The organism is Vibrio tapetis subsp. tapetis (genome assembly GCF_900233005.1).
GTDB classification, from domain to species: Bacteria; Pseudomonadota; Gammaproteobacteria; order Enterobacterales; family Vibrionaceae; genus Vibrio; species Vibrio tapetis.
Genome location: NZ_LT960611.1, coordinates 3,471,998 through 3,486,797 on the forward strand (window position 1 = coordinate 3,471,998; position 14,800 = coordinate 3,486,797).

General features: G+C 44.8%; 15 protein-coding genes and 1 pseudogene. 12 read left to right on the forward strand and 4 right to left on the reverse strand.

The window, feature by feature from the left end:
* Nucleotide 1: 1 nt before the first annotated feature.
* Together VTAP4600_RS15595 and VTAP4600_RS15600 are read left to right on the forward strand one after the other, a co-directional pair.
* Nucleotides 2-475, forward strand: a complete 474-nt coding sequence (locus tag VTAP4600_RS15595) for a DUF494 family protein (RefSeq protein ID WP_102523625.1) — start codon at nucleotides 2-4, stop codon at nucleotides 473-475.
* A 39-nt stretch (nucleotides 476-514) separates the two neighbouring features.
* Entirely contained in the window at nucleotides 515-1,108 is a 594-nt protein-coding gene (locus tag VTAP4600_RS15600; RefSeq protein WP_102523626.1) for a DNA topoisomerase family protein, read from the forward strand.
* A gap of 29 nt (nucleotides 1,109-1,137) precedes the next feature.
* Here VTAP4600_RS15600 and VTAP4600_RS15605 read toward each other — a convergent pair whose 3' ends face one another.
* Complete coding sequence (locus VTAP4600_RS15605) at nucleotides 1,138-2,025, reverse strand: LysR family transcriptional regulator (protein WP_102523627.1); 888 nt, start codon at nucleotides 2,023-2,025, stop codon at nucleotides 1,138-1,140.
* Between the two features lie 156 nt (nucleotides 2,026-2,181).
* Between VTAP4600_RS15605 and VTAP4600_RS15610 the strand changes: the two genes are divergently transcribed.
* The 6 genes and pseudogenes from VTAP4600_RS15610 to VTAP4600_RS15635 all read left to right on the forward strand — a co-directional run bounded on the left by VTAP4600_RS15610 (nucleotide 2,182) and on the right by VTAP4600_RS15635 (nucleotide 9,472).
* On the forward strand, nucleotides 2,182-2,580 hold the full coding sequence (locus tag VTAP4600_RS15610; RefSeq protein ID WP_102523628.1) for a RidA family protein: 399 nt from the start codon (nucleotides 2,182-2,184) through the stop codon (nucleotides 2,578-2,580).
* Between the two features lie 83 nt (nucleotides 2,581-2,663).
* A complete protein-coding gene (locus tag VTAP4600_RS15615; RefSeq protein WP_102523629.1) occupies nucleotides 2,664-4,124 on the forward strand; it encodes an aldehyde dehydrogenase family protein in 1,461 nt (486 codons plus the stop codon).
* A gap of 68 nt (nucleotides 4,125-4,192) precedes the next feature.
* Nucleotides 4,193-5,182: a membrane dipeptidase gene (locus tag VTAP4600_RS15620; protein WP_102523630.1), complete on the forward strand. Its 990-nt coding sequence runs from the start codon at nucleotides 4,193-4,195 to the stop codon at nucleotides 5,180-5,182.
* A 231-nt stretch (nucleotides 5,183-5,413) separates the two neighbouring features.
* Nucleotides 5,414-6,919: pseudogene (locus VTAP4600_RS15625) on the forward strand (BCCT family transporter); the annotation flags it as partial.
* An 85-nt stretch (nucleotides 6,920-7,004) separates the two neighbouring features.
* The gene (locus VTAP4600_RS15630) at nucleotides 7,005-8,738 is read left to right on the forward strand and encodes a hypothetical protein (protein WP_231897819.1); all 1,734 of its coding nucleotides are present in this window, start codon (nucleotides 7,005-7,007) and stop codon (nucleotides 8,736-8,738) included.
* The gene (locus VTAP4600_RS15635) at nucleotides 8,735-9,472 is read left to right on the forward strand and encodes a DUF3726 domain-containing protein (protein ID WP_102523633.1); all 738 of its coding nucleotides are present in this window, start codon (nucleotides 8,735-8,737) and stop codon (nucleotides 9,470-9,472) included. The genes VTAP4600_RS15630 and VTAP4600_RS15635 overlap by 4 nt, the downstream gene beginning before the upstream one ends.
* A 77-nt stretch (nucleotides 9,473-9,549) precedes the next feature.
* Here VTAP4600_RS15635 and VTAP4600_RS15640 read toward each other — a convergent pair whose 3' ends face one another.
* Together VTAP4600_RS15640 and purE are read right to left on the reverse strand one after the other, a co-directional pair.
* Nucleotides 9,550-10,665 carry a 5-(carboxyamino)imidazole ribonucleotide synthase gene (locus tag VTAP4600_RS15640; RefSeq protein WP_102523634.1) on the reverse strand — a complete coding sequence of 372 codons (1,116 nt, stop codon included), beginning with the start codon at nucleotides 10,663-10,665 and terminating at the stop codon, nucleotides 9,550-9,552.
* A 5-nt stretch (nucleotides 10,666-10,670) separates the two neighbouring features.
* A complete protein-coding gene (gene purE, locus VTAP4600_RS15645; RefSeq protein WP_102523635.1) occupies nucleotides 10,671-11,156 on the reverse strand; it encodes a 5-(carboxyamino)imidazole ribonucleotide mutase in 486 nt (161 codons plus the stop codon).
* A 193-nt stretch (nucleotides 11,157-11,349) separates the two neighbouring features.
* Between purE and tsaC the strand changes: the two genes are divergently transcribed.
* The 4 genes from tsaC (at nucleotide 11,350) to VTAP4600_RS15665 (ending at nucleotide 14,004) form a co-directional block, all read left to right on the forward strand.
* Nucleotides 11,350-11,907 carry an L-threonylcarbamoyladenylate synthase type 1 TsaC gene (tsaC, locus tag VTAP4600_RS15650; RefSeq protein WP_102523636.1) on the forward strand — a complete coding sequence of 186 codons (558 nt, stop codon included), beginning with the start codon at nucleotides 11,350-11,352 and terminating at the stop codon, nucleotides 11,905-11,907.
* Nucleotides 11,908-11,924: 17 nt separating this feature from the next.
* Entirely contained in the window at nucleotides 11,925-12,839 is a 915-nt protein-coding gene (gene hemF, locus VTAP4600_RS15655; protein WP_102523637.1) for an oxygen-dependent coproporphyrinogen oxidase, read from the forward strand.
* Between the two features lie 68 nt (nucleotides 12,840-12,907).
* Nucleotides 12,908-13,741, forward strand: coding sequence for a shikimate dehydrogenase (gene aroE, locus VTAP4600_RS15660; protein ID WP_102523638.1), 834 nt, complete (start codon nucleotides 12,908-12,910; stop codon nucleotides 13,739-13,741).
* A complete protein-coding gene (locus tag VTAP4600_RS15665; RefSeq protein ID WP_102523639.1) occupies nucleotides 13,741-14,004 on the forward strand; it encodes a DUF1488 family protein in 264 nt (87 codons plus the stop codon). The genes aroE and VTAP4600_RS15665 overlap by 1 nt, the downstream gene beginning before the upstream one ends.
* Here the strand turns inward: VTAP4600_RS15665 and VTAP4600_RS15670 are convergent.
* Nucleotides 13,997-14,551: a gamma carbonic anhydrase family protein gene (locus VTAP4600_RS15670; RefSeq protein WP_102523640.1), complete on the reverse strand. Its 555-nt coding sequence runs from the start codon at nucleotides 14,549-14,551 to the stop codon at nucleotides 13,997-13,999. The genes VTAP4600_RS15665 and VTAP4600_RS15670 overlap by 8 nt on opposite strands.
* Nucleotides 14,552-14,800: the final 249 nt, after the last annotated feature.

Genomic DNA, 14,800 nt, shown 5'->3' on the forward strand with positions numbered 1-14,800 from the left:
TATGATGGACATATTGATGTATTTGTTCGAAACCTACATCCACAGCGATGCAGAACTGATGGTTGATCAGGACGAGCTCGAAGATGAGTTGGTTCGTGCTGGTTTCCACCAAAAAGAAATTTATAAAGCGCTTAATTGGCTTGAAGAGTTAGCGGCATTGCAAGAAAGTGATGGCCAATCTGCGATTACGACGAACTCAACGACTTCGGTACGCATTTATACCAACACAGAAATGCACCGTATTTTTATGAAATGCCGTGGTTTTTTACTCTTTTTAGAGCAGGTTGGTGTGCTTACAACCGAAACTCGCGAAATGGTGATTGATCGAGTGATGGGGATTGAAACAAGCGACTTTCATCTTGATGACCTCAAGTGGATTGTGTTGTTGGTCTTGTTCAATGTTCCAGGAAATGAAAACGCTTATACGCAGATGGAAGAGCTGTTGTACACAACCGAAACCGGCATCCTTCACTAGGTCAGTAGACCTTAATAATAGGCATTTTGTAATTGTCATATGAGCAATAAAATCGATCAGCAGCTTTTTTCGAATCATGAGCATGCACTAGAGCATGAGTCTTGCCCTAAATGTAGTAACGAAGAGGGCGGTGAACTGTCGTTAAAACACGGCAAACACGGCCCGTTCTTGGGGTGTAATCGATACCCTGAGTGTGACTTCATTAAACCACTGCATCAAAACGATGGTCACATCGTTAAAGAGTTGGGGATCCCTTGCCCTGAATGCAGCCATGAAATGGTGTTGCGCCAAGGTCGATATGGCATGTTTATTGGCTGTAGTGCCTATCCTGTGTGTCATCATATTGAATCAATGGATAAACCGACTGAACCGCAAGAGAAGCAGCCGCTATTTGCTTGCCCTGATTGCGGAAAGGGACACCTAGTAGAGCGAAAATCGCGCTACGGAAAAACCTTTTACGCGTGTGATAACTTCCCTAAGTGCAAGTTTGCGTTGAATCAGCCGCCGTATAAAGGTAAATGCGAGTTATGTGGCTTTCCGCTGTTGATTGAAAAAAAATTGGCCAGCGGCGATAAAATTCAATGCGCTGATAGAAAGTGTCAGCATACTCAAAGCGATCTTTCCCTCCAATAATCCCGACTAAATTTAAGTTTGGTCGAAACCTAAGCATCGTCGGAATAGTTGAGATACTGAATGCACAAGTCGTAGAAAGCTTGTGCCTGCGGTGAGATGGTTCTTTCTGCAAGCCGAAATATACCGATTTGACGCTTAAGAGGAGGATCAATCAAAGGCAGCCAGATTAAGCGAGTTTCATTCGTTGGAAAGGCTAATTTTGGTAATGTCGTTACTCCTATTCCTAGCTCCAGCACTGAAAATAATGATGTGATGTTTTCTACTGAGTAGAGGGCCTGCTTACTTAATGCTCTTGCGGGTGTTGGATCAAGTAAGGTGCAGGTTCCATTACGTATAAAGGGTTGTTCAAGTAATGTGTGCCATTCGATGCCCTCTCGTTTGGCGGCAATGGGGTTGTCTCGTAGGCAGACTACTCCGATAGGGTCGGAAATCAGCGGTGTGAAATCGATGACGCCATCGTCGACCTCAGAACAATTGCCTAAAGCCAAGTCTACCTCTCCCGACAACAACCTGGTTTCTACACCGGCTGCGTTATCGTCAATTAAACTCACCTCTACATTTGGGTACTTTTCACAAAAAGCACCAAGTACGCTGGGGATCAATTTAGCGGCTACAGAAGGGACACTGGCGATGCGAACTCGGCCTTGTTGACCTGCTGCCGCGGCTCGTAAGTCATTATCTAATGCTTGATAAACATTAAGAAATTGCGTGACTTTGGGTAAACAAATCTCACCAAATGGCGTTAATTTTGACGTATTGCCAGATTCAAATAGTGGCTGACCAAGTGTTTTTTCCAGTTCCTTTAAAGAGGTTGAAAGTGCCGCTTGAGAACGATTAGCTCGATTAGCCGCGGCGCGAAACCCACCTTCTTCGACTACCATCACAAAATGACTTAATTGTTGGAGCTTGATGCTCATGGGGTTATTTCCTTGTCAGCCCTTTATTCACCTTATGTTTGATAAGGTGATAAGTTTTAATTATCAAATGAACAAAATTTACCGTTAGATTTATCATATCTCAAAGCGCATTATTTAACCATATTGAAACATAGTTGTTACAAGGTTGGATAAGACGTGAATGCCCAAACAATAAAACACCCAGTCAAAACTTCTTTATTTGCTTCTAAGGCGCCACTTGAGTGGGCGATCGTAAATAACGGTACGCTTTATACTGCGCAGATACCGATTGATGAAACCGGTGCTGTTGTCGAGGGGGGGATTGAGGCGCAAACCAGACAAACGTTCAACAACTTAGTACACACATTAGAGTGTGCGGGTGAATCGTTGGACTCAGTTCTTCAAGTTCTTATTTATGTTACCGACCGTGAATATCTTAAAACAGTGAACAGTGTTTACGCTGAGTACTTTAATGCACCTTATCCTAATCGTGCGGCGATGATCGTTGCCGGTCTTGCTCGAGAAGAAATGCTGGTTGAATTTGTTGTGTATGCCGCGTCTTCTGCATCTGAGTGATGCCGTAAACGAAAGAATAGCACTCTCCCAATTTTTACGACTGCCTGACTCAACTGCAGTCCAACTGTTACAAGGAAAGAATGATGACTCATGCAAACAATATCCCATCTGAAAATGCGCTATATATCGCTGGTGAATGGCAATCAGGTGTTAGCACTATCGAAAACATTAACCCATCGGACATTAGTGAAAATTTAGGTCACTTTGCTCAAGCCAGTGAAGAGCAAGTCCATCAAGCTATTTCGGCGGCGAAAGTGGCACAGCCTGAATGGGAAAAAACGCCCATTGAGCGTAAGCAAGCAGTATTGCAAGCCATTGGCGATGAACTGATCGCCCGTTGTGATGAGTTAGGTACTTTGTTGTCTCGTGAAGAGGGCAAACCATTTGCAGAAGGGCGCGGCGAGATATATCGAGCTGGGCAGTTTTTCCAATATTTTGCAGCTGAAGTGCTTCGCCAAATTGGTGACAGTGCGGATTCCGTAAGGCCAGGGGTTTCTGTTGAAGTGACTCGAGAGGCGGTTGGAGTGATTGCTATTATTTCTCCATGGAACTTTCCGACAGCAACAGCAGCTTGGAAAATTGCACCAGCGCTAGCGTTTGGGAATAGCGTGATTTGGAAACCAGCCAATTTAACCCCTGCAAGTGCGGTTGCGCTAACGGAAATTATTCACAGACAAGGGCTTCCAGCAGGCACATTTAACTTGGTGCTGGGCGGCGGTTCTAAAGTGGGCAATACCTTAATCAACTCGAAAGAGATCAATGGGGTGAGCTTTACGGGTTCAGTCGAAACCGGACGTAAAGTGGCGACCGCGACCGCGCCTAATTTTGTCCGTTGTCAGTTAGAGATGGGCAGTAAAAATGCGTTAGTGATTGCCGATGATGCAGATATTCAAACGGCAGTTGATGCGACGATAGCAGGATCATTTTCAGGTGCCGGTCAGAAATGTACCGCTTCATCTCGTTTAGTGGTGATGGATGGTATCCATGACGCCTACGTAGAAGCGCTGATCAAACGCATGAGCGAATTAAAAGTCGGTCACGCTTTAGAAGACGGTGTGTTCATGGGGCCTGTTGTTGATAGTAACCAATTGGAATCAAACTTCAATTGGATCGAAAAAGCCCGCCAGAGTGGCGCTGAACTTGCCTTTGGTGGAGAGCGCTTGAGCCTTGAACATGAAGGTTATTACATGTCACCAACGCTATTTCTAAATACTCAAAACAGCTGGGAAGTAAACCAAGAAGAGGTGTTTGCGCCGATGGCGAGTGTTGTCCGAGTGGCGAACTTGGAAGAGGCCATAGCGACCACCAATGATACGCGCTTTGGTTTAACGGGCGGCATCATTACACAAAGTCTTCGTACTAGTGCCATGTTTAAGCAGCAAGCTCAGACTGGCTGCGTGATGGTTAACTTACCGACCGCTGGAACGGATTATCATGTGCCATTCGGTGGCCGCAAAGAATCAAGCTTTGGACCAAGAGAGCAAGGCCAATACGCGAAAGAATTTTATACCGTTGTGAAAACGGCTTACCAACGTCCTTACTAAGGTCGATTGGCCTGATGGATGAACCATTAGGCCTTTCCAAATAACCAAAGTTATCAAAAGGAGCGGCTATGTATCAGCAACGGATTGTGATTGATGGATTGCAGTACTGCAATTGGAATCGAGAGTACTTTCAAACCCTAAAAGCGAGTGGGATTACTGCGGTGCACGCAACGATGGTGTACCACGAGAATACGCGTGAAACCCTAACTCGTTTTGCTGAGTGGAATTTACGATTTGAGCAGAACTCGGATCTCATCATGCCGATTCACTCAATGGCGGATGTAGAGCTTGCAAAACAAACAGGAAGAGTGGGCATTTTCCTTGGCGCTCAAAACTGTTCACCGATTGAAGATGAAATTGGTTTGATAGAGGTCATGCGCCGCCAAGGGCTGCTTATCATGCAGTTGACTTATAACAACCAAAGTCTACTAGCAACTGGGTGTTATGAACAGAGCGATAGTGGTATTACCCGTTTTGGGAAGCAAGCCATCGCTGAAATGAATCGTGTTGGAATGATCGTTGATATGTCGCACAGTGCTGAGCGTTCAACACTAGAAGCTATCGACCTTTCTTCAAGACCCATATGCATTAGCCATGCTAACCCAACCTTTGCTCATGACGCCTTACGTAATAAATCAAATGAGGTGATCAAAGCACTGACCGCTCGTGGTGGATTGATTGGGTTCAGCTTGTACCCATTTCACTTACCTAATGGTAGCCAATGTACGTTGGAAGACTTTTGCCAAATGGTCGCAACAACAGCAGAAATGGTCGGTGTTGATCACTTAGGTATTGGCAGCGATTTGTGCTTGAACCAACCGCAAGAAATCTTGGAATGGATGAGAAACGGTCGATGGTCAAAAGCCATGGATTACGGTGAAGGTTCCGCAAACAACTCTGGTTGGCCTGATGCATTGCCATGGTTTTGTGGAAGTTCAGGTATGGAAAATATTTATAACGGTTTAATGCGTCACGGATTTAACGAATCTGAGGCGGGCAAAATTCTGGGTGAGAACTGGTTCAATTTCCTACAACAAGGATTAGAGCCTATTTCGTAAAGCTGTAGCCCGAACAAGGAACAGCCTACCCAGCACAACAATAATAGGGTAGGTGTTAAATACACTGCTTGCTGTTGCCACTTAGGTGATAGTACAAAACTCTGGAGTCAGAGCATGTCTGATTTAACCAATAGCGCGAAAGCTTCTAACTTGGCGACTGCATCGAATAGTGCGCAGTCATCAAATAACCAAGCTGCAAGTGAGAAGAGCCTATCCACCTCTAATAGCAATTCCGACAAACTTGGATTGAGTAACCCTGCCTTTTGGTATAGCGGCGGTTTTATTGCTCTTTTCGTCATGATTGCTTTGTATGACGCTAAGTTACTCTCGAGCCTTGTTAACTCGGGGTTTGCTTGGTCGGTCAAAGTGTTTGGCCCTTACTGGCAAGTCCTGTTGTTGCTGACGTTTCTGATTGGCATCGGTCTTGCTGCAGGGCGCACAGGTAAAGTGATACTGGGTGGTATTGATAAGCCCGAAATGGATGCATTTCGTTGGATGGCGATCATTTTCTGTACGTTATTAGCCGGTGGTGGTGTCTTTTGGGCTGCCGCTGAGCCTATCGCCCATTTTGTCAGTCCTCCACCCTTATATGGTGCTCAAGATAATGTTCAGCAAGGCGCGGTGAATGCACTTTCTCAATCATTCATGCATTGGGGGTTTTTAGCGTGGGCGATTGTTGGCAGCTTAACGTCTATTGTTGTGATGCATCTTCATTACGATAAAGGACTGCCGCTTAAACCTCGTATTTTATTGTATCCAGTGTTGGGCGAGCGAGCATTAAAAGGGCATGTAGGTGCGCTGATTGACGCTTGTTGTATTGTTGCCGTTGCTGCGGGAACCATTGGACCAATTGGCTTCTTGGGCTTACAAGTCAGTTATGCACTGAATGCGTTGTTTGATATTCCTGATGGCTTTACCACTCAACTGATCATCATTCTATTTGCCATTGTGCTGTATACCCTATCTGCGTTAAGCGGGCTTAATCGAGGCATGCAGATGCTAAGCCGTTATAACGTTATTCTGGCGATGGCTCTGATGGTGTACATCCTTATTTTTGGCCCTACGAATTTCATTTTTAACGGCTATATTCAAGGTGTAGGTAGCATGTTGGATAACTTCATCCCGATGGCAACATATCGTGGTGATGAAGGTTGGTTGAGCTGGTGGACGGTGTTCTTCTGGGGCTGGTTCCTAGGTTATGGGCCGATGATGGCGATCTTTATTGCTCGTATCTCTCGGGGCCGCAGTATTCGTCAATTGGTGACGACAATCAGTGTGGTTGCGCCATTAGTGACTTGTTTTTGGTTCACGATTGTTGGCGGGTCTGGCCTCGCATTTGAAATCGCCGACCCTGGTAGTGTGAGTAAAGCTTTTGAAGGCTTCAATCTTCCTGGTGCTCTGCTTGCTGTTACACAACAGTTGCCGTTCCCAATGCTGATATCCATCTTGTTTTTGGTTCTTACTACGATCTTCATTGTGACAACCGGTGACTCAATGACCTACACCATCAGTGTGGTGATCAGTGGAGAAACAGAACCTAACGCTGTCATAAGAACATTTTGGGGAGTAATGATGGGGGTAACAGCTTTAATCCTGATATCTCTTGGTTCGGGTGGTATTTCTGCACTGCAATCCTTCATTGTGATTACAGCCGTACCTGTGTCGTTGATCTTATTGCCTTCGCTTTGGAATGCGCCACAAATAGCGATCAAAATGGCAAAAGAACAAGGGCTATAAGCCAATAGACACATCGATAAGGGTGAGCGTACTCACCCTTAATTGAACATTACTACTCTTATAATTAAAAATGGTGGTGAGCAAGATGGATGCACATCGTTCTACTTACACTGAAACGTCTTTGCGAAATGCTGATGTTGTCATGTCGCCAGAAAGGCTAGGTGCAATGCACCAATCTCGAATTAGCTTCGTGAGAACCATGATTCGAAAAATGGGACAACAACAATGGAAAGTCTCTAAGCATCAATGGCAGCTTAGCCCTGATGGGTTTGGCCATGTCATCTACAAACTGGCAACGCCAAATCATACTTATCACTTGGTCGTGTTTTGCGATGAAATTGCTGATGATGAGCGTAATGATCGCGTCATTGCGGAAAAATGGGATGTAACCTTTGCATTGGTTGACGGAGATGTTGATGTCAGCCTATTGGAAAAACTTCGAGCGAACGTCCCTTTGCAAGAAGCAGGTAGAAACCCGAACAATGTGCTGGTGCTGGCACGAGCCAATAAAAGTGTGCGTGTCTTTGACCACATTGTTAGTCGGTTAGCCGACGGCGAGCAACCGAGTTCGAAAGAATTAGCCGATGTGGGTTATATCCTACGTACTACTGCAGTATATGGTAACGGTAAATTTGGCATTGCCGATTTTAAACTATTGGAACGCAATCCGGATTTTGAACAATCTTTCAGTGCCCAAATGTGTGCCGTGTATTTGCTAAGAGAATTCAGCCTCGATTGGGTTAATTATTTAGCAAAACAAAAAGGTGGCGCACAATCGGTGAGTCTTCATCGTCAATTGCAGCGCTATTTAGGGGTCGGTAATGCGACGGGGTTGGGGATGGCTCCTTACTTAATTAACCACCCATGTATCGTTGATCAATGGCTTACTACGCGAGAAAAAGCGTTGTCATCGGTATTAACTTGCACACCAGAGCTGAGCATACAACAATCGTTTCAAAACTTACTGCTTAAAGCGGTCAGCCACCTTCAACAAGTAGTGACGATTAATGAGCAACAAAAGAAACTCAATCAAACGGCAGTGGCCGACTTAAATCAGTGGTTAAAGCAAGAGTTGCCCACCTTGTTAGAGTCGCGTCAAACATGGGCACAAGTCGTAGAACAATCTCAGGGCATGAGTTTAGAAGCTCAAGAAGTGTTATTGGTTTGTTTGTTAGAGTTGTACCCAGATCGTGTCGATGCATTTCAAGAAAAAATGAATTGCGATGAAACACTGTTTATTCCTAGTGGCAAAAAAGTCCAAGATCTACTCGTGACCTTGGAGCAAAACTACCGTTGGGCGATTGATACGGATTTCACTCAGGCCGAGAATAATTATTGGTTTTGGTATCGCTCACAAGATAAAGAAGAGCCACGGCTAGGGGTTCGAGGTGAAGAGCCAGGCGAAGACAGAGAGTTGCCTTTGGATATTGGTCGGCAGATCTATCGTTTACATCAAGCCCTGCAGTCGTTTTCTCCTGACGTGTCTTTGGCTGAGTTTTTTGTTTTACAGCCACAATATCGAGCGATATCCCGTCGAGCCTGGACTCTAGGAAATAAGGCGATGGGTGACATACAGATGAATGTCTTGCATCGGTCTTCATTACCAATGCATTTGCTGCGATGTAAGTTGGCCATATTTGGTGCAACTAAATTTGATCCTCGATCTGATCGCTGGGTACAAGTAACGTTTTTCCAAGGTGCTCCGCTATTGGATGAAATTGAAGATGAATGTCAGCAAGATAATTGGATATTCCCGCTTTTACCTACCGAGAGCGAGTTAATAAATACGCGCAGCACCACAGAAGGAGAGAAGTCATGATTGTTTCTCATAATGAATTAGTGGCTTCGGTGAATAAGGCTTTTCTTGGTATGCGCCGTTGTTGTGGAGAAGCAGATGTTATCGCCACCATGGTAGCAGACCTACAAATGGTCGGCTTGCATGGGGTTCGCCACTTTAATAATGCGAGCCGTTTTATAGGGCTAGAAGAAGATTACCCCGTCGACATTAAACTCGCGACGAGTAAAGGCGTCACGGTTCAGGTTGATTTGCATAAAAGTAGCCTAGCGTGTCATTTGCCGGTGATCATGGATTATGCCGTTGAAAAAATGGTAGGGCATAAGACGCTCAAGGTTGAACTGACAAACTGCCATAATAGGTGGTTAGCTTATAGTGAGTTAGTCAAACTCGCGGCTAAGGGGATTGCGTGTACAGCGAAGTGGAGTAATGGCACTAGCCCTAACCGTATTTTGTATATCTTGAATCGTGGCTGTGTTTCCCCTGAGCTTTTTTACTCTGAGTTAAATGATGTAGCAGAAGAATCACTTCATGACATGACGATAGAGCTTTCAGTCCATGACTTTGATATAGCGTTACTTTCACAACAGTACCCCGTTCATATTACTTCGGAAGAACTATCCCAATCACAAGAAAATGCCTGGCAAAAGGGCATTGAAGTAGAAGACGCAGAATGGGCCGCATTAAAAGAAACGGCCACCGCTATTTTGGTTGAAAACAGTGAACAATCAAAAATGGGGGCTGGTGAGTTAGTATAACTTTCCATCTTTTGTAAAATACGAAAAGGCCGCAGATACGTTTATCTGCGGCCTTTTATTGTTTGGTGTTCTGTAGGCTAGATATTCTTCAGAGCAGGAAACGCATGTTCATCTAGAGTATTTGCCAATACACGAAGTGCTTCAGTGAGTGCTTCATTGCTGTTCGCACAAACATTAATATGACCCATTTTACGACCAGGGCGTTTTTCTTTGCCATACCAATGAACGTGACAACCATCCATCGCAAGTACAGACTCTGGTAATGTATCTTCACCAAGAATGTTGATCATTGCGGTCGGGCGGATGAGTTCGGTGCTGCCTAATGGCATATTGCATACCGCACGCAAGTGGTTTTCAAATTGGCAAGTTTCAGCGCCTTGCTGAGTCCAGTGACCAGAATTGTGTACACGAGGTGCAATTTCGTTAACCAGAAGCTGACCTTGCACATCAAAGTATTCAAGGGCTAGCACACCAACGTAGTCTAGGCTTTCTGCTACAGCGGTGAACATTTGCTTTGCTTGTTGTTGAAGTGCAGGCTCTACAATGGCAGTGGATAAGCTTAATACACCATCGGTGTGCACGTTTTCAGCCAATGGGTAAACAGCGATGTCACCCTGAGCATTACGAGCACCGACTAATGATACTTCGCGGTCAAAAGAGACAAATTCTTCGGCCACAATCGCTTGTGTCGCAGTGGCTGCAATACAGTCTTGCATTTCTGACCAAATATCGTCGGCATTGTCAGTGTCTTTTAAGCGCCACTGGCCTTTACCGTCGTATCCACCTAACGCGCTTTTTAGCACCATAGGTACGCCAACATAGGCTATTGCGGCATCGAAATCTTCACGAGTTTCAATAACGGCGTATTTAGCATTTTTTACGTTGGCATTATCAAGTAAGGCTTTTTCAATGCGTCGATCACCGCCAGCTTTAATTGCATCGGTAGTAGGAAAGAATTTTCCGCTCTTTTCACAGACATCGAGTACATCGTGAGGAATATGCTCGAACTCTGCTGTGATTACGTCCGCTTTCTCAATGGCGTTTTCAAGGCCGTGGCCAAGTAACTGCGCCGTGAGAGGGTGCACAATATTTTCACTGCCAACATCAAAGGCTGAAATCTCAATATTGAGTGGAGCACCGGCTAAAGACATCATGCGAGCAAGTTGGCCCGCACCTAACACCAATACGTGCATGGCGATTAATCCTCTGCAGGGTTTGGGTTAGCTAATACCGTTTCCGTTTGTGTTGCACGGAAAGCTTCAACCTTTGACATCACTTCTTCATCATGAGTACCTAGGATTTGCGCGGCTAAAATGCCTGCGTTTGCCGCGCCAGCTTCGCCAATAGCGAGAGTACCAACAGCAATACCTTTTGGCATTTGAACAATCGAAAGCAGAGAATCCATGCCTTTAAGCGCACGAGACTGAACAGGAACACCTAATACGGGAAGGCTAGTAAAAGCAGCCGCCATACCTGGAAGGTGCGCTGCGCCTCCGGCACCAGCAATGATCACTTTAATTCCGCGATCTTTAGCGCCACTTGCGTAATCGGCTAATAACTGAGGAGTACGGTGTGCAGACACCACTTTGGTTTCGTAAGCAACGCCAAATTGGTCTAGCATTTCTGCTGCTAGTTTCATTGTTGGCCAATCAGACTTAGAACCCATGATAATACCGACTTTCATCTCAAACTCCTTCAAGTGCGTAAATTAGGTGAGCGGATATTTTGCGCGCATTATACGGGTAAAAACGCTTAAGGAAAACGTTTGCGTCGCTAGTGGATGAATATTGATACATTTTATAAACAAATAGCTTTGGGCAACGAGAATGATAGTTTGTACACTTAGCTCATAAAGTGTATTCATTAGGAACTCGGTCATGGACAATTTTAAACATACAATCTCAACCCTACAGGCAGGGGAAGTCATTGCGTACCCGACAGAAGGGGTGTTTGGGGTGGGCTGTGATCCTGATAATATTCACGCAATAAATAAGCTTTTGGCGCTAAAGCAGCGCCCTGTTGAAAAAGGGCTTATCCTTATTGCATCCGATTATGCCCAGTTGTTACCCTATATTGATGAAGCTCAGCTTAATGAAGAGCAACTATCTAGAGTGAAAGCCAGTTGGCCTGGGCCAGTCACATGGATAATGCCTGCTAGCCCAAAAGTCTCACGTCATGTGAGTGGCCAGTTTGACTCAATTGCGGTTCGCGTGACCGATCACCCTTTGGTGCAAAAACTATGTCGAGAATTCGGTAAGCCAATTACTTCCACAAGTGCTAACTTAACGGGCTTGCCCCCGTGCATGACAACACAGGAAGTCCATCAGCAATTAGGTGATAGACTAAACGCTATACTGGAAGGCGCAACGGGTGGTCGAGATAAGCCAAGTGAGATCCGTGACGCAAAAACACTGCAATTGATCCGACAGGGCTAACCTCAGCAAGGAAAACTATGTCTCAAATAGATAAACAAGCCGTAAAAACCTTTTTATTGTCGCTACAAGACAGCATTTGTCAGGAACTAGAACAAGCTGATGGTCATGCCAAGTTTGTTGAAGATGCATGGCAAAGGGAGTCAGGTGAAAAGCTAGGTGGTGGAGGTCGTACGCGTGTGATGAAAGGAGGCCATGTTTTTGAGCAAGGTGGCGTTAACTTTTCTCATGTGCAAGGCCGACAAATGCCTGCGTCTGCTACAGCACATCGACCAGAGTTAGCTGGACGTAAGTTTGAAGCTATGGGGGTTTCGTTAGTGATGCACCCAAACAATCCTTTTGTGCCAACTTCTCACGCTAATGTTCGCTTCTTTATCGCAGAGAAAGAGGGGGAGACGCCCATTTGGTGGTTTGGTGGTGGGTTCGACCTAACTCCATTTTACCCTTTTAAAGAAGATTGCCAACATTGGCACGATACGGCAAAACAGTTGTGTGCGCCATTTGGTGTATCGGTATATGACGATCATAAAGCTTGGTGTGATAAATATTTTTTCTTACCTCATAGAGACGAGACCCGCGGTGTCGGCGGCCTGTTTTTTGATGATTTGAATGAATGGGGCTTTGAGCGCAGTTTCGATTACATTAAGGCGGTTGGGCTTGGATACACTCAAGCGTATCTACCCATTGTAGAAAAGCGCCATTCAACTGAGTTTGCTCAGAAACAACGTGACTTCCAACTATATAGACGTGGCCGTTATGTTGAATTCAACCTGGTCTATGACCGAGGTACACTATTTGGATTACAAAGTGGCGGTCGTACTGAATCAATCTTGATGTCTATGCCACCTTTGGCTCGATGGGAATACCAATATGAGCCGGAAGAAAATAGTGAAGAAGCGAAACTTGAACAATACCTAAAGCCGATAGACTGGTAAGGGTTTTTTCATTGCTTATATAGTGATAGGGTCATTAACAGTGACCCTTTTTACATAGAGGCAAGGACATGGCCCACCAAAATGATCAATACGCCGTTTTTGGCAATCCTATTTCCCAAAGTAAATCCCCATTTATACATACCTTGTTTGCCCGTCAAACGAATCAAAATATAGAGTACACAGCTCAAAGTGCACCTCCTGAAGAATTTGCAGCCGCTGCAAATGCGTTTTTTGAGCAAGGTGGTAAAGGGTGCAATATTACTGCCCCTTTCAAAGAGCAAGCTTATCAGTTCGCCGATCGCTTAACAGAGCGAGCAAAATTAGCAGGCGCTGTGAATACCTTAAAAAAACTTGATGATGGTGAAATTATTGGTGATACCACCGATGGCGCTGGGCTAGTTCAAGACTTGCTTTCGATGAAAGTGCCATTAGAAGGTGCTCGTATCTTACTTATTGGTGCTGGTGGGGCGGCGAGAGGGGTTATTCAATCCATCTTAGAGCAAAAGCCTAAGCTGCTAGAAATTACCAATCGTACTTATGCTAAAGCAGAACTCTTGGCCGATATGTTCCAAGCTTACGGGGCTGTTTCATCTATCGAGATGTCTAAAGTAAAACAACCTTACGATTTGGTTATTAACGCTTCTTCAGCTGGCTTGCAGGGTGATTTACCAAACATAGAGCCTGTCATTTTTAGCACCAGTACCATTTGCTATGACATGGTGTATGGCAAAGGAACCACTCGTTTTAATCAGTGGGCATTAGATAATGGTGCATTAATCGGATACGACGGACTTGGTATGCTGGTAGGGCAAGCGGCAGAAAGCTTTATGCTATGGCGCGGCCTTAGACCTGGCGGTAAGCAAATACTAAGAGAATTACGCAGAAATTTAGAAGGGCAGTAATGAACCAATCAATTTTATTTCCGGATATACAAAGCTGGAAAGCAGACAGCCAACAAATTAGTTTTCCTGCGCAGCAAGCAGGAGCCTTGATTGAGTGTATTGTCCATCAATCGGTTCTTGCCCGTATGTTTGATGGTGAGGTAGCTAATGAAGAACAAGCATTAGCCGCTTTCAGCCAACTTCGTTTTGATTTAGAAGATTTGGCTGAAGAGCTAATAGAAGAAGAGAACTTTAACGGGCTCGGCCAAATAGAGATTATCTAGCTTTCACTTCGTGTACACATACAAGGTAATCGTTTTTGTTCTGTACATAGTTTTTAGCGGACTGTTTTAAAAAAGCGCGTTCTTTTTCTGTTAAGGGGCGCGCCTGCTTTACAGGGCTACCAACATAGAGAAAACCACTTTCAAGCCGCTTATTGGGTGGTACTAAGCTACCCGCACCAATCATGACGTCTTCTTCTATATAGACACCATCTAAAACAATGGCACCCATACCCACTAACACTCTGTCTTTTATCGTGCAGCCATGCAACATAACCTTATGGCCAATAGTAACGTCATTCCCTATTAATAGAGGATAGCCCTCAGGGTTGTCGTCATTTTTATGGGTAACATGCAATACACTGCCGTCTTGTACGTTACTGCGTTTACCAATATGGATATGGTTTACATCACCACGGGCTGCAACATGTGGCCAAATGCTGGAATCATCGCCAATTCGGATGTCTCCAACGACGACGGCGCTGTTATCTATATAGACCCGCTTGCCTAATTTTGGCTGAATGCCTTTATAGCTGCGTATTGAAGTCATGATTATCTCCTTAATCTAGACTCATAATGGCGTGATACTGATGATTTTAGTAGCAGAAATAGCGGTATTTGTTTGAAAAACGCCCAAACGATAAAAAAATGCAAAATATCGTAAAAAAGGGCTTGCCAATGTGACGCTGATCTCTATAATGCGACCTCACTGACACGGAGCACACATCGAAAGATATGAGCAACCAATCAGTAAGGTCTACTAGCTAAGCCAAGTGCTTAAAAAGTTTTGAAAAAAAGT

Bases quoted from the DNA above. Each gene is read 5' to 3' on its own strand.
- tsaC (WP_102523636.1), top strand. From the start codon at position 11,350: ATGGACAATTTTAAACATACAATCTCAACCCTACAGGCAGGGGAAGTC.
- hemF (WP_102523637.1), top strand. From the start codon at position 11,925: ATGTCTCAAATAGATAAACAAGCCGTAAAAACCTTTTTATTGTCGCTA.
- VTAP4600_RS15615 (WP_102523629.1), top strand. From the start codon at position 2,664: ATGACTCATGCAAACAATATCCCATCTGAAAATGCGCTATATATCGCT.
- VTAP4600_RS15620 (WP_102523630.1), top strand. From the start codon at position 4,193: ATGTATCAGCAACGGATTGTGATTGATGGATTGCAGTACTGCAATTGG.
- VTAP4600_RS15605 (WP_102523627.1), bottom strand. From the start codon at position 2,025: ATGAGCATCAAGCTCCAACAATTAAGTCATTTTGTGATGGTAGTCGAA.
- VTAP4600_RS15665 (WP_102523639.1), top strand. From the start codon at position 13,741: ATGAACCAATCAATTTTATTTCCGGATATACAAAGCTGGAAAGCAGAC.
- VTAP4600_RS15640 (WP_102523634.1), bottom strand. From the start codon at position 10,665: ATGCACGTATTGGTGTTAGGTGCGGGCCAACTTGCTCGCATGATGTCT.
- VTAP4600_RS15600 (WP_102523626.1), top strand. From the start codon at position 515: ATGAGCAATAAAATCGATCAGCAGCTTTTTTCGAATCATGAGCATGCA.
- VTAP4600_RS15595 (WP_102523625.1), top strand. From the start codon at position 2: ATGATGGACATATTGATGTATTTGTTCGAAACCTACATCCACAGCGAT.
- VTAP4600_RS15670 (WP_102523640.1), bottom strand. From the start codon at position 14,551: ATGACTTCAATACGCAGCTATAAAGGCATTCAGCCAAAATTAGGCAAG.
- aroE (WP_102523638.1), top strand. From the start codon at position 12,908: ATGGCCCACCAAAATGATCAATACGCCGTTTTTGGCAATCCTATTTCC.
- VTAP4600_RS15630 (WP_231897819.1), top strand. From the start codon at position 7,005: ATGGATGCACATCGTTCTACTTACACTGAAACGTCTTTGCGAAATGCT.
- VTAP4600_RS15635 (WP_102523633.1), top strand. From the start codon at position 8,735: ATGATTGTTTCTCATAATGAATTAGTGGCTTCGGTGAATAAGGCTTTT.
- purE (WP_102523635.1), bottom strand. From the start codon at position 11,156: ATGAAAGTCGGTATTATCATGGGTTCTAAGTCTGATTGGCCAACAATG.